This window comes from Streptomyces camelliae, assembly GCF_027625935.1.
Lineage (GTDB): Bacteria > Actinomycetota > Actinomycetes > Streptomycetales > Streptomycetaceae > Streptomyces > Streptomyces camelliae.
The window spans coordinates 1072154-1085350 of sequence record NZ_CP115300.1; the positions used below are offsets into that span (position 1 = coordinate 1072154).

12 protein-coding genes and 1 pseudogene are annotated in these 13197 nt (G+C 73.3%); 7 read left to right on the forward strand and 6 right to left on the reverse strand.

Annotation, left to right across the window (positions count from 1 at the left end; genetic code table 11):
• Window positions 1-227: 227 nt before the first annotated feature.
• Window positions 228-522 (reverse strand): annotated as a pseudogene (locus O1G22_RS05075) (NAD(P)-dependent oxidoreductase); the annotation flags it as partial.
• Window positions 523-729: 207 nt separating this feature from the next.
• Between O1G22_RS05075 and O1G22_RS05080 the strand changes: the two are divergent.
• Window positions 730-1473 (forward strand): TetR family transcriptional regulator, encoded by a 744-nt coding sequence (locus O1G22_RS05080; RefSeq protein ID WP_270080180.1) that lies wholly within the window; start codon window positions 730-732, stop codon window positions 1471-1473.
• Between the two features lie 161 nt (window positions 1474-1634).
• On the forward strand, window positions 1635-2051 hold the full coding sequence (locus O1G22_RS05085; RefSeq protein WP_225097644.1) for a Zn-ribbon domain-containing OB-fold protein: 417 nt from the start codon (window positions 1635-1637) through the stop codon (window positions 2049-2051).
• Between the two features lie 39 nt (window positions 2052-2090).
• Here O1G22_RS05085 and O1G22_RS05090 read toward each other — a convergent pair whose 3' ends face one another.
• Window positions 2091-3482, reverse strand: coding sequence for a Gfo/Idh/MocA family protein (locus tag O1G22_RS05090; protein ID WP_270080181.1), 1392 nt, complete (start codon window positions 3480-3482; stop codon window positions 2091-2093).
• Between the two features lie 112 nt (window positions 3483-3594).
• Between O1G22_RS05090 and O1G22_RS05095 the strand changes: the two genes are divergently transcribed.
• The gene (locus O1G22_RS05095; protein ID WP_270080182.1) at window positions 3595-4704 is read left to right on the forward strand and encodes an NAD(P)/FAD-dependent oxidoreductase; all 1110 of its coding nucleotides are present in this window, start codon (window positions 3595-3597) and stop codon (window positions 4702-4704) included.
• A gap of 126 nt (window positions 4705-4830) precedes the next feature.
• On the forward strand, window positions 4831-7590 hold the full coding sequence (locus tag O1G22_RS05100; RefSeq protein WP_270080183.1) for an alpha/beta hydrolase family protein: 2760 nt from the start codon (window positions 4831-4833) through the stop codon (window positions 7588-7590).
• A 32-nt stretch (window positions 7591-7622) separates the two neighbouring features.
• On the opposite strand, the gene O1G22_RS05105 is transcribed toward O1G22_RS05100, so the two are convergent.
• Entirely contained in the window at window positions 7623-8009 is a 387-nt protein-coding gene (locus O1G22_RS05105; protein ID WP_270080184.1) for a PPOX class F420-dependent oxidoreductase, read from the reverse strand.
• Window positions 8010-8019: 10 nt separating this feature from the next.
• Window positions 8020-9210, reverse strand: a complete 1191-nt coding sequence (locus O1G22_RS05110; RefSeq protein WP_270080185.1) for a MalY/PatB family protein — start codon at window positions 9208-9210, stop codon at window positions 8020-8022.
• Between the two features lie 174 nt (window positions 9211-9384).
• Here O1G22_RS05110 and O1G22_RS44795 point away from each other — a divergent pair, with 174 nt between their 5' ends.
• From O1G22_RS44795 to O1G22_RS05125, 3 genes are all read left to right on the forward strand, one after another.
• Window positions 9385-9738: an SAM-dependent methyltransferase gene (locus tag O1G22_RS44795; RefSeq protein ID WP_270080186.1), complete on the forward strand. Its 354-nt coding sequence runs from the start codon at window positions 9385-9387 to the stop codon at window positions 9736-9738.
• Entirely contained in the window at window positions 9683-10009 is a 327-nt protein-coding gene (locus O1G22_RS44800) for an SAM-dependent methyltransferase (RefSeq protein WP_270080187.1), read from the forward strand. The genes O1G22_RS44795 and O1G22_RS44800 overlap by 56 nt, the downstream gene beginning before the upstream one ends.
• Before the next feature lie 258 nt (window positions 10010-10267).
• Complete coding sequence (locus O1G22_RS05125; protein WP_270080188.1) at window positions 10268-11674, forward strand: S1 family peptidase; 1407 nt, start codon at window positions 10268-10270, stop codon at window positions 11672-11674.
• Window positions 11675-11760: 86 nt separating this feature from the next.
• On the opposite strand, the gene O1G22_RS05130 is transcribed toward O1G22_RS05125, so the two are convergent.
• Together O1G22_RS05130 and O1G22_RS05135 are read right to left on the reverse strand one after the other, a co-directional pair.
• The gene (locus O1G22_RS05130; protein ID WP_225097636.1) at window positions 11761-11946 is read right to left on the reverse strand and encodes a hypothetical protein; all 186 of its coding nucleotides are present in this window, start codon (window positions 11944-11946) and stop codon (window positions 11761-11763) included.
• A 100-nt stretch (window positions 11947-12046) separates the two neighbouring features.
• Complete coding sequence (locus O1G22_RS05135) at window positions 12047-13192, reverse strand: ROK family transcriptional regulator (protein ID WP_270080189.1); 1146 nt, start codon at window positions 13190-13192, stop codon at window positions 12047-12049.
• Between the last annotated feature and the right edge of the window lie 5 nt (window positions 13193-13197).

Genomic DNA, 13197 nt, shown 5'->3' on the forward strand with positions numbered 1-13197 from the left:
CAGGGCGGGGCCGCTCGCCGTGCCCGCGGGGTGGGACGGGGCCGGGCCGGTGTCCCCGACCGGGACGGCCGGTGAGCAGGCGGCCGCGTCGGGCCTCGGTACGGCACACCGCCATGTCGCCCTCGGCCGGGACGCGCGCGGCGGCCTCGGTGATCCCCTCGTCGCACGGCGCCCCTGCCTCGGGGGGCGGCGCGCGGGGCGATGAACATGGTGCTGGACGGTGACCGTTCGGTGATGTCGAGGACGGCGTTTCAGGCGGGCGGTGAGCAGGTCTGCGGTGAGGGCGCCGGAGTCCACCAGGGAGCCGCGGGCGGTGCTGACGAGGGTCGCGCCGTCCTTGAGCAGGGCCAGGCGCCGGGCGTCGAACATGGACCGGGTCTCGGGGAGTTGGGGTGCGTGGATGGTCACCACGTCACCGCGCGCGGACAGTTCGTCCGGGCCGGCTCATTCCGCGCCGAGGGCGCGGGCCTCGGCGGGGTCGACGTAGGGGTCGTGCAGCAGGACGTGCAGGTCGAAGGGGCGCGGTGCGGGCGTGGTCGCGGGCGATGCCGAGGACGCGTTTGCCTGCGAACAGGACGCGCTGCTACGCCCACCATCGTGTCGATCGATTCCGATCAATTCGATGGCTCCTCTGTTCGGCAGGCCTACGCACAGCACTCAGTTCCCCTGTTGACCCACTCTTCCTGCACTGAGTGTCACGATTCCCCTCCGGGTGCTACGTTCCCGTTCATGAGCTCCAGCAGCGTGGTGCCGACCGCGAAGCCGCCGATGCGGGAGGCCCTGGTCGCGGCGGCCTTCCGGCTCTTCCTGGAACGCGGGTACGAGCAGACCACCGTCGATGACATCGTGGCCCTGGCCGGAGTCGGCCGGCGTTCGTTCTTCCGCTACTTCCCCTCCAAGGAGGACGTGGTCTTTCCCGACCACGAACGCTGTCTGGCCGACATGACCGCGTTCCTCGCGGCGGGCGGCGCGGAGCACGAACCGGTGCGGCGGGTGTGCGACGCGGCCCGGCTGGTGCTGCGGATGTACGCCGAGAACCCGACGTTCTCCGTGCAGCGCTACCGCCTCACCAGGCAGGTGCCGGGCCTGCGCGCCTACGAGCTGTCGGTGGTGTGGCGCTACGAGCGCGCGCTCGCCGAGTATCTGCGCGGACGCTTCGCCGGCCGGCCCGACGGCACGCTGCGGGCCGACGTGATCGCGGCCGCGGTCGTCGCCGCGCACAACAACGGCCTGCGGTCCTGGTTGCGCTCGGACGGCGAGGGCGACGCGGGGGCGGCGGTGGACCACGCGCTGGCTTATGTCCAGAAGGCGTTCGGACGTCCCGCCGAGGCGGCCGCGCCCGCCCCCGTCGGCCCGGGGCCGTTCGGCGGACCGGCGGGGGAGCCGGACGACGTGGTGGTGCTGGCCTGCCGCCGGGACACCCCGCTGTGGCGGGTGGTACAGGAGCTGGAGGCGGCACGCGGTCCCGCCTGACACGGCTCGTCTGCACAGATTCAGGGTACGGAGTGTCTTTACGCGTGACACTGAGTGCCATAGGCTGTTCGGCGTGCACGGTGGCACCGCTGCCGGGCACACGTGTGCCCGGTGCGCGCCGGACACGCGGGATTCCGGCCGAGCGCAGGGAGTTGACCAGCGTGTACCACCACTCAGCAAACACCTCGCATCCGGCAGCCGGTGCCGCGACGGGTCTGCTCGACCCCGTCTCCGCGGACTCCAAGGACGCCATCCTCTTCCAGCGCTGCACCTGGTGCGGCACCGCGATGTACCACCGGCTGCTGTGTCCGGTGTGCCAGGGCAGCGAGCTGCGCACGGAGCGCAGTGAGGGCGTCGGGACGGTCCGGCACTCCACCGTGCTGCACCGCAATACGCCCGCCGCGCGCAATGTGTCGCTGATCGAGATGGCCGAGGGGTTCGTCCTGCGGGGCCGGGTCATGGGCCCGCCGATCGGAATCCACAGCGGTGACCGGGTCCGGCTGTCCACCGCCAAGGACCCGGTGCGGGGCGAGCCGGTCTTCCAGCTGATCGACGAGCCGTACCGGGCCTGGACCTGACCCACCCGGGCGGGCCGGGGCGGGCGCCCGGCAACGGCGTCACCGGGACCACAGACCCGGCACCAACTCCCGTACGCCGACGGGCCGTCCGGTCTCGAACGCACGGTTGGCGGCGAGGCCGACGGCGAGGGCCAGCGCGCCGTCGCGTTCGGTGGCCGTCGGCGCCGTACCGGTACCGACGACCGGACCGGGACCGACGCCGTCGACGGGACGAGGCCCCGGACCGGGGCCGGCCGCGTCCACCGGCCCGAACAGGGCGTCCAGCATCCGCGGGTCTCCCCCGCCGTGTGCCTCGTGCGCGGTCCGCAGCGGGATGTCGGCCGGAGGCCGCCACAACGGGCGCAGCGTGAGGCGCACGCCGCCCGCGTGCCGGGCCGACGTGTCCCCGTGCAGCGCGCCGCTGCCGCCGGTGCGCTGCGGGGCGGGTGACTGCCAACGGCTCTCCTCGACCTCCAGCTCCAGCCGGCCGGCGCTGCCGTTGACCATGACCCGGTAGCCCTCCCACGGGGAGTAGGCGGTCAGGTGGTAGGTCATCGTGGCCCCGCGCGCGTACCGGACGAGGACGGCCATGTCGTCCTCGATGCCGATGGGGCCGTCGAAGACGTTGCGGTCGCGCAGATAGCCGTCGTCCCCCTCGGCGTCGAGGTAGAGGGCGCGCAGCGTGGCGTCGGCCGCGAGGTCGAGCGCGAAGGGGTCGCCCGCGGCCTCGGGCGCGCCATGGGCGCGGACGTAGTCCCGGCGCAGGCCGTGGCGTTCGCCCGCCTCGGCGCCGTAGAAGCCGAGCCTGCCGTAGCCGAAGACCTCGGCGGGTTCGTCGCCGAGCCACCAGTTGACCAGGTCGAAGTGGTGGCTCGCCTTGTGCACCGTGAGGCCGCCGCTGTGCCGCTTGTCGCGGTGCCAGCGGCGGAAGTAGTCGGCGCCGTGGCGGACGTCGAGCAGCCACTCGAAGTGCACGGAGAGCACCTCGCCCACCGCGCCGTCGGCGAGCAGGCGCCGTACCTCCTCGTGCACCGGATTGAAACGGTAGTTGAAGGCGACCGTGAGGGAGTTGCCGGTGGTACGGACGGCCTCCAGGATGCGGGCGCAGCGGTCGGCGTCGACGGTCATCGGCTTCTCCGTGACCACGCGGCAGCCGGCCTCCAGGGCGGGCACGATGTAGTGGTCGTGGGCGGAGTCGACGGTGGTGACGACGACTTCGCCGATGTCCTCCTTGGCGAGCATCTCGGTGAAGCGGTCCGGGTCCCAGGTGGCGGCCGGCGCTGCGCCCGCCTCGGTGAGCAGCCGGTTGTGGAAGGCCATCCGGGTGGGGCTCGGGTCGCACAGGGCGGCCACCTGGCGGCCGGGGCGGGCGGCGAGGGCCTGGGTGAACAACCGGGCGCGATGGCCGGTTCCGACGAGTGCGGTGCGCAGCGGAGGCTGGGTTCGGCTCATGGGTGTGGCCCTTCCCGCTTCGGCCGCGGTCCAGTCGGGGATGCGACGGTGGTAAGGGTGCGGCGCACGGGGTGATGCACCCGCCCAAGTGGCCTGGAGGAAAGGGGATTTGATGCGGGTCGTCGTCGTGGGTGCCGGGATGCTGGGGGCGTCGGTGGCGTATCACCTGGCGGGCCGGAAGGTGCCGGTCACCCTGGTGGAGCGAGCGGCGCGGCCCGGCGCGGGGGTGACGGGCGACTCGTTCGCGTGGATCGGCGGCGCGGGCGGTCACTGGCCCGGTGGCGCGGCCGGCCTGCGCGGGTCGGTCCTGGCGGACTGGCGGCGACTGGAGGCGGAGCTGCCCCGGGTCCGGGCGCGCTGGACGGGCTCGCTGCGGTGGCCGCCCGGGGAGGACCTGCCCGAGGAGGCATGGCTGTCCGGGGACAGCCGGCCCGAAGAGGCATGGCCGTCCGGGGACAGCCGGCCCGAAGAGGCGGCCGACGGGGCGGTCGTACGGGTGGGTCCGGAGCGGATCAGGGCGCTCGAACCCCGGCTGCGCACTCCCCCGCCGTCGGCCGTCCATACCCCCTCCGACGGCGGCGTGGATCCGGTCGCGGTCACCGAGGCCCTGGTCCGGGCGGTGCCGGCGCTCGGCGGCCGGGTGCTGCTCGGGGCGTCCGGGGTGGCGCTGCGGGTCGCCGGGGGCCGGGTGACCGGTGTGGCCACCGAGGACGGCTTCCATCCGGCGGACCGGGTGGTGCTGGCCGCCGGTACGGGTGTGAACGCGCTCTGCGCGCCGCTGGGCATCTCCCTCCCGGTCACCGCGTCACCGGCGCGTCTCGTCCGGCTGACCGCGCCGCCCGGCCTGGTCAACGGCATCGTGGCCGGACCGGACTTCGCGGTACGGGAAGTGGCGCCGGGACAGCTGCTGATGACACTGCCGGAGCCGGAAAAGGCCGCTGCGCAGGGCTCGTCGAACCCTGCGGCGAACCCACTCGCCCTCCTGCGAGCCGCTTTCACCGGCACCGGCGCCTGCCAGGTCGTCGGCTCGCGGGTCGCCGACCGGCCGGTGCCCGCGGGCGGCCCGCTCATCGGCCCGCTGACCTCGGACGGCTCGGTGTACGTCGCCGTCGCCCACTCCGCCGTGACGCTCGCGCCCGTGATCGGCCGGCTGGTGGCGGCCGAGATCGCCGACGGGCGGTCCGCGGAGCAACTCCGGGCGTGCCGACCCCGGTTGTCCTGATCTCGATCACGTGATCGACGGCCTCTCCTTCACAAGGAACCCACAGACTCCGCGTTCCGTCCTCCGGGGGCGAGGGGCTCCCGGGACGGCCGGGACGCCCGAGGTCGGGGGTACGAAGGAGGAACAGTGGTCCGTGCCCGGCACATAGGGGTGACCGCCGCCGCGTTGCTCGCGGTGGCGGGGGCATCCCCAGGGGCGGCAGTCGCCCAAGGCCGACCACCGGCACATACGGCCGAGTCAGGGGCATCAAGTGAGGGCACGCTGCCACCGGGCTGGCGGATCGCCGGCGGTCGGTCGCAGGCGCAGCTGGTGTGGCGGTCGGACCGGCCGGTGCCGATGGGTGATGCCAGGGTCGAATTCCGGTCGGGCGGGCGCCTGTTGGGAGTGCCGCAGCCGAGCGGGGACGGCCACAGCTTCCGGCTGCCGCTGGACGGGCAGCGCGCCGGCGATCTGCACGGACTGCAAGTCTGGTCCGGCGGACGGCGGTTGGACGCGCGCGGGACGACCGGGGACATGTCGGCGGCCGAGCCTCCCGCCCCGCTGCCCGCGAACCCCGTCGACCCGGGCAAGCCCGGCTCGTACCGGACCAGGACGGGCGAGTACAGCCTCAAGTCGGTGAAGCTGCCCGGTCTTTCGGTGCCGGTGGAGATGCGCGGGGTGGTCGTCGCCCCCGTGGGCGCGTCCGGCGAGCGGCCGCTCGCGCTGTTCCTGCACGGCCGCCACTACACCTGCTACCAGGGCAAGCAGATCAGCGGCGACTGGCCCTGCAAGACCGGCTGGAAGCCGGTGCCCAGCCACCGCGGCTATCTGCGCGACCAGCAACTCCTGGCATCCCAGGGCTATGTGACCGTCTCGATCTCCGCGGGCGGCATCAACGGCCAGGACTTCGCGGCCGAGGACGGCGGCGCCCAGGCCCGCTCCTCGCTGGTGCGGCTGCACCTGGCCCGGTGGGCCGACTGGGCCGCGCACCCCGAGACCGCTCCGGCCGTCGTACGCCGGTCACCGCGCGCCGATCTGTCCCGGGTGCTGCTCGTCGGGCACTCGCGGGGCGGCGAGGGCGTCAACCGGGCGGCCCTGGACAGCCTCTACCCGCCGCCGGCCGACCAGGACGGCTATCACGGCCCGGTCCGCTGGTCCGTCCGCGGCATGGTGCTGATCGGTCCCACGGTCTTCGGTCAGAACCCGGTGCCCGACGTGCCGTCGGTGACGGTCCTGCCAGGCTGCGACGGTGACGTCTCCGACCTGCAGGGCGAGGTGTACGTCGACGGGACCCGCGCGGTCAGCGACGGCAGCGCGCTGCACAGCGCCGTGTACGTCATCGGCGCCGACCACAACTTCTTCAACTCCGAGTGGACGCCCGGCAGGTCCGCGGCGCCCTCGGAGGACGACTTCTCCGACGACCCGCAGCACCCGGATCCTGTGTGCGGCAAGCGCGCGGCGACCCGGCTCACCGCCGACCAGCAGCACCGGGCCGGCTCGACGTACATCGCCGCAGCCGCGCGGCTGTTCCTGGCCGGTGACGACCGGGTACGGCCGCTGCTGGACGGTTCCGGGAAACGGGCGCCATCGGCGGATCCGGCGCGCGTCCTGAGCCATGCGGTGGGGGCGCGCCGGGGTGCCGGGTTCCTGCCGGACGGCGGGGTGTCGGTGACCGGCGCCCGGCTGTGCGACGCGGTGAACCCCAGCCCGGGCAAGGCGTGTCTGGACGGGCGCGCGGCGGGCGCCTCGCCACACTTCGCGCAGTGGGAGACCGACCGGGAGGCGGGCCGGCACGCGATCGTGCTGCGCTGGGCGCGCACCGGTGCCCTTGCCCGGGTGAGCACCTCGCACCCGGTGTCGCTGAGGGGCTCCGAGGCGCTGGCGCTGCGGCTGTTCGTGCCGCCGAACTCCCGGAGCACCCAGCTGGATGTGTCCCTCACCGACACCGCCGGCCGGAAGGTGACGCTGGGCCGGGTGCGGGCCGACGGACTGCCCGGCAGTGGGCGCACCGCGTCGTACTGGGCGCGCGAGTTCCGGGTGCCGCTGACCGCGGCGACGCGCGGGCGGTTCGCGCTCGGCTCGGTCAAGTCCCTTGAACTGACGTCGCGTTCGGCGACCGGGCAGGCCTGGCTGATGGACGCGTGGGGCTGGCGGCCCGGGACACCGGCGGTGCGGGCGGCCGCGCTGCCCCGCGTGGACATCGGCCGGATGACGGTCGACGAGGGCGACTCGGGTGTGCGCACCTACCGCGTTCCGGTCCAGGTGACCGGCCACGGCAGCGGACAGGTCCGGGTGTACGTGGTCGACCCGGCCACCGGGACGGCGAAGGACCGGCTGGTGACGGTGCGTCCGGGCGGTCACGACATCGACGTACCGGTCGAGGTGAAGGGCAACACGCACTACGGCCCCGACGTGTCGCACGACGTCCTGGTCAAGGCGGTGCACGGGGCGGTCGTCGGCTCCTACCGGGGCGGGATCACGGTCCACGACGACGATCCGGCGCCGACGATGACCGTCACACCGGTCGCCGACCGGGTCACCGAGGGGAAGTCCCTGACGTGGCGGCTGTCGCTGTCGCAGGCGGTGGACGTGGACATGAGCGCGATGTTCACCGCGGTGCCGCCCGGCACCGGTCCGGAGCTGTCCACGAAGGACGTCCCGGCGCGCTGGCTTCAGGAGACCGCCGGGGTGAAGCCCGATCCGGAGCGTCCGCTGTCAAAGGCCGGGATCTACCTGTGGATGGACGTCCCTGCGGGGAAGACGAGCGTGGACATCACCGTGCCCACGGTCGAGGACAAGGTGAAGGAACCGGCCGAGGCGGTGCGGTTCCAGCAGACCGACATGAACACCGATGAGCCGAAGGACGGCGGGCTGGTGCTGACCGGGTCGGTGCTGGACGCGTCGTAGCAGCCCCTCTGTCCGGGTGGCCCTCGCCGCGGTCAGTCCGTGAGGGTCACCCGGATCCCGACCGTGCCGTCCAGGCCGCGCCGCAGCCGGCTGCCGAGCAGGGTGAGGCGGCCGAGGATGCCGTATTTGCGGGTGATCAGGCCCCGGTAGCGGGCGGTGGTGGCCGCGTCGGCGATCGCGGCGGTGGCCGGCAGCTGGTCGCCGGTGGGGTTGCCGCGCAGGTCGCAGGGGCCGACGAGGATGTCGGGGCGGCGCCGGATCCGCTTGACCTTGAAACTGTCGGCGGCCGTCCAGACCCCGAGGGTGTCCCCGTCCCGGACCACCCACACCGGGGTGGCGACCGGGGTGCCGTTCTTGCGATAGCTGGTCACCAGCAGATATTTGCCGGAGCCGAGCCGGTCCAGCCGTGTGTCGTCCATGCCCGGCAGTCTAGGAGCCCGCTCGGAACAGAGCCGCCGCCATCCTCCGGACGCCCTCGGTGAGGATCTCCGGCGAGGTCGCCAGGTTCAGCCGTACGTGCCCCGCGCCGCCAGTGCCGAACGGCAGACCGGAGTTGACGGCGACCCGGCCGCGGTCCAGGAAGACCTGCGCGGGATCGTCGCCGAGGCCGAGGGCACGGCAGTCGAGCCAGGCCAGATAGGTGGCCTCGGCCGGGTGGAGGCGGAGCGCGGGCAGGTGCTCGGCGAGGAGGGCGGCGAGCAGACGCCGGTTGGTGTCGAGGCCGGTCAGCAGGGCGTCCAGCCAGCCGGTGCCGTCGCGCAGGGCGGCCGTGTGGGCGATGACGCCGAGGTGGCTGGGGCCGTGGCTGACCTCCTCGGGCATCCGGTCGAGGTCGGCGGCCGCCTTCGGTCCGGCGAGGGCGAGGGCGGCCTTGAGGCCGGCCAGGTTCCAGCCCTTGGAGGCGGACATCAGGGACAGGCCGCGCTCGGCGCCGGGCACGCTCAGATACGGCACGAAGGGCACGCCAGGGGCGACGAGCGGGGCGTGGATCTCGTCCGCGACGACCCGGACGCCGTACCGCTCGGCGAGGGCTGCGACGGCGGCCAGCTCCTGCGCGGTGTGGACGGTGCCGGTGGGGTTGTGCGGGCTGCACAGCAGGAAGGCGGCGCGGCCGGTGGCGGCGGTCGCCGCCCGGAACGTGTCCTCCAGGGCGGCCGGATCGAGGCGCAGCCCGGCACCGAGCGGGGCCTCGACCACCTTGCGGTCCATGTGGCCGATGAACTGGAAGAACGGCGGGTACACCGGCGGATTGACGATCACCGGATCGCCGGGCCCGGTGACCAGTTTGATCATCTCGACCACACCGAGCATCACGTCCGGGACGATCGCGGTGCGCTCGATCGCGATCCCGTCCCAGCCCCAGCGGTCGGCGGCGAACGCGGCCAGCGCCTCGGCGTAGGCGGTGCCGGCGGGGTACCCGGTGTCGCCGAGGGCGAGCGCGTCGGTGACGGCACGGACCACCGGTTCGGCGAGGGGGACGTCCATCTCGGCCACCCACAGCGGCAGCACGTCCTCGGGATAGGTGCGCCACTTCATGCTCGTACGGCGGCGCAGCCGCTCCAGGTCGAGGGCGCGCAGCGGGTCCGGACAGGCAGAGGATTCGTGCGGGGTGCCGGTCATGGGCTCACGATAGGCGGCCGAGGCGGGGGGAGGGAACGGCGGAAGACCGGGGATGCCCGGCAATGATCAACTCGTGCGTCCCGATTGCGTCTTGAGCGGTGTGAACGCGCCGCTCGTCCGGTCTTTCTCCAGCCTCTCGTCCCGCTCTTCTCAGGCATCCAGGAGCTGACCCACGTGACCGGCAACCCGGCAGCCACCGACGACGCGGCCGAGTCGCTGCGCAGCCGCATCGGCACCAGTCAGCCGCACACCGCCCGGATCTGGAACTACTGGCTCGGCGGCAAGGACAACTACGAGGCCGACCGCGCGGCCGGCGATCGGATGCGCCAACTGCACCCGGGCATCGGGGAGTACGCGCGCGCCGACCGGCTCTTCCCTGGCCGTGCCGTGCGCCGTCTGGTCGCCGAGGCGGGCATCCGGCAGTTCCTGGACCCTGGACTTCAGCGAGCCGGTGGCGCTGATCCTGCTCGGCGTGGTCATCTTCATCGGCGATGGCGGAGGATCCGTACGGTCTGGTACGGCAGTTGACCGACCGGCTGCCGTCGGCAGCCATCTGATGCTGTCGCACACGATCACCAGCCCGTCGATGCCGGACGTGGACGAGGCGGTGAAATTCTGGAACGAGAACGGCACCCCGAAGCTGGCCCAGCGCACGCCCGAGGCCGTGGCCTGGTTCTTCGACGGCCTCGACCTGCTGGAACCGGGTGTGGTGTCGTGCTCGCGCTGGCGCCCGGAGCACCCGCACGGGGCCGTGCCGGAGGAGGTCGCCATGTACGGCGGGGTGGCCCGCAAGGGCTGAGCCGGCGCCGGAACGCGGTGGCGGCCGTACAGCCGGGCGTGGTTGCCGGGCGACCCTACGCCCGGGTGTGTTGCCGGGACGTGCGCCCTGGGCGGGGCTGCGGTGGCGGTGGATCGTCCCTCACCCGCAGGGCGGCGCCGATTCCGCTGAACGCCAGGGCCGTGACTCCCGTATGGGAGTGCGGCCCCCCGATGAGCCGGGGGTCTCGCGCTGCCGGTACGGGCGGCGCGCGTTCGGGTTCGGCTTCGGGAGCCATGCATGCGGCACGCACGACGACGCATCGTCCGGCGAGTGACACGCCTGGCGGCGGTCGGCGGACTCCTTCTGGGGGGCGCGATGGTCACCCAGGCGGCCATGGCGAGCGAGACACCTCCGGCCGCCGTGAGAGCGCTGGCCGCCCCCACCGGTACCGGGGACACCGGCGCCGCGCTGGTGGCGCGGCTCGGCACGGCACGTACGGCGGGCAGCTGGATCGGCGCCGACGGGCGGCCGGTGGTGGCGGTGACCGACGACGCGGCGGCACGGGCGGTGCGCGGCGCGGGGGTCGTGGCCAAGGTCGTCGCGCACAGCATGGACGAGCTCAAGTCGGCCACGGCCGCGCTGCGTTCGGCACCTCGGGTGGCGGGCACCGCGTGGGCGGTGGACTACCGGACCAACCGGGTCATGGTGAGCGCGGACAGCACGGTCTCCCGGGACGACTGGTCCCGGATGAGCCATCTGACCGCGAAAATAGGCGACTTCGTGCGGATGGAGCGTACGAAGGGCACCTTCACCACACGGCTGAACGGCGCCCAGCCGATCCTGTCGACCGGCGGCCGCTGCTCGGCGGGGTTCAACGTGACCGACGGGCAGAGCGCCTTCATCCTCACCGCCGGGCACTGCGGTCCGGCCGGATCCACCTGGTTCGCCGACAGCCAGGGCAACCAGCAGCTGGGGCAGACGGTGAGCAGCACCTTCCCCGGCAACGACTTCTCGCTCGTGAAGTACGCCTCCGGCACGGCCGGTGACGGCGCGGACGTCGTCGCGATCGGCGGCGGCAACGGGGTGCGGATCACGGGGGCGGCCGATGCGCAGGTGGGGCAGCGGGTGTTCCGCAGCGGCAGCACCAGCGGTCTGCACGACGGGACGGTCACCGCGCTGAACGCCACCGTCAACTACCCCGAGGGCACGGTCACCGGGCTCATCCAGACGAATGTGTGTGCCGAGCCGGGCGACAGCGGCGGCCCGCTGTTCTCCGACGGCATCGCGCTCGGTGTCACCTCGGGCGGCAGCGGGGACTGCACGGCGGGCGGGACGACGTTCTTCCAGCCGGTCACGAAGGCCATGACGGCGCTGAACGTCAAGCTCATCGTGTCGGCCCAGAGCGCCGCCGCCCAGAACGCCCGGAACGCCCAGAACTCCGGCGGCACCGCCCAGAGCACCGCTCCCTCCCCCGCGGCCACGCAGGCGGCGATCGCGCCGAGCGCGGTCTCGCCGGGCTCGGCGGCACCGGTGTCCGGCGGCCCGAACGAAACGCTGCTGGCCCGGCTGACGGACACCCGGAACATCGGTCCGGGGCTGCTGGTCATCGCGGGCAGTCTGATCGCGCTCGTCGCCACCCGGTACATCCGGGCCGAGCAGGACCGCAAGGCCTATCAGCGGTACTACTCGGCGACCTGGGGCTGACGCGACGGCGGTTGCGGCGGTACGGCAAGGGCACCCGTGCGGTCACGGGTGCCCTGGAGGTTACGGCGCGGTCCGCGCGAGGCCGGTCAGGCCGCTCGCTGCGATCGCGGGGCCGCGGCGGCCCACTCCATCACGAGGCGCTGGTACTGCGCGCGCTGCTCGGTGGTCAGTGTCCCGCCCGACCGGCGCCACAGGGCCCTGATCTCCTCGTTGACCTCCGCGGCCGATCGCTCGGGGGCGGCTTCAACAGTGGTGGACATGCTGTGAAGCATATGCCGATCGGCGTGAAGGCGCTGTGAGTAAGTACACCCGATACGGACATTTCGGACCGTGTTACTCATCACGTCGATCTGTCAATCCGCGTACGGGAGTTCACACTCTCCCCTCACCCAGCACGAGCACCTGGATCGCCAGTACGGCGGCGCCACGCGCCCAGTCGTGGAAGTCGGAGACCTTCGTCTCCAGGTCCACGACATCGGCGAGCGGATGCCGATGGGCGCGGACGGTCTCGTGGACCGCGGCCCCGGCCACATCCATCAGTCCGACCCCCTCACCGGCGAGCAGGATCTTCTGCGGCAGGGCGAAGTTGGCGATCTGGGCGACCAGGGCACCGAGCGCACGGGCGGCCTCGCCGACGACCCGGGCGGCCATGGGCTCGCCCGCGGCGGCACCGGCGAGGATCTCCGCGTAGGAGGTGTCGCGGCCGGTCGCGGCGCGGATCTGGTACTCGATGCTCGGAATGGTGAGCAAGGACACGGCGCTGCCGCGCACGCCGTCCGGGGTGAGCGGGCCGTACGGGTCGATGATCCAGTGCCGGCCGGGGCCGCGGCCCTCCTCCGCGAACGGCACGCGCCGGCCGCCGAGCACCAGTCCGTAGCCGATGCCGGCGCCGATGGTCAGCAGCGCGAAGCGGTCGAGGCCACGGCCCGCGCCGAACCAGGTCTCGGCCTCGGTCAGGGCGGCGACGTCGTTCTCCACGATGACCGGCAGCCCGGTGCGGTCCCGGACCAGTGCGGCGAGCGGCACGCCCTGCCAGCCGAGGAACGGCGACTCCTCGACCACCGCGCGCTCCCGCACCAGACCGCCGACGCCGATCCCGATACCGGCCACGGCGGGGCGCCCCTCGGCGAGCTCGGCGGACAGTGCGGCGACCACGTCGGCGACGGCGGCCGGGTCGTGCGTGGTCAGCGGCCGGTCCAGGCGGGCCGTGACCTCACTGCGCAGCGTGGTGACGACGCCGTAGACCATGTCGCCGGTGACCTTGAAGCCGAGGAAGGAGCGGGCGTCGGCCACCACCCGGAGCGGCTGCGAAGGACGACCCTGACGCGCCTGGGTCGCGCCCGTCTCGGGGGACTCCACCAGCAGCCCGGACTCGATCAGCGGCTTGGTCAGCCGGGTGAGACTGCCCTGGGAGAGCCCGAGACGCCGGGCCAGCTCAGTGCGCGACAGCGGACCATGTACGAGCACCTCGATCGCCACGGAGCGCTCCGCCGGGCTCAGCGGCAGCCAGCTCGTCATTTTCT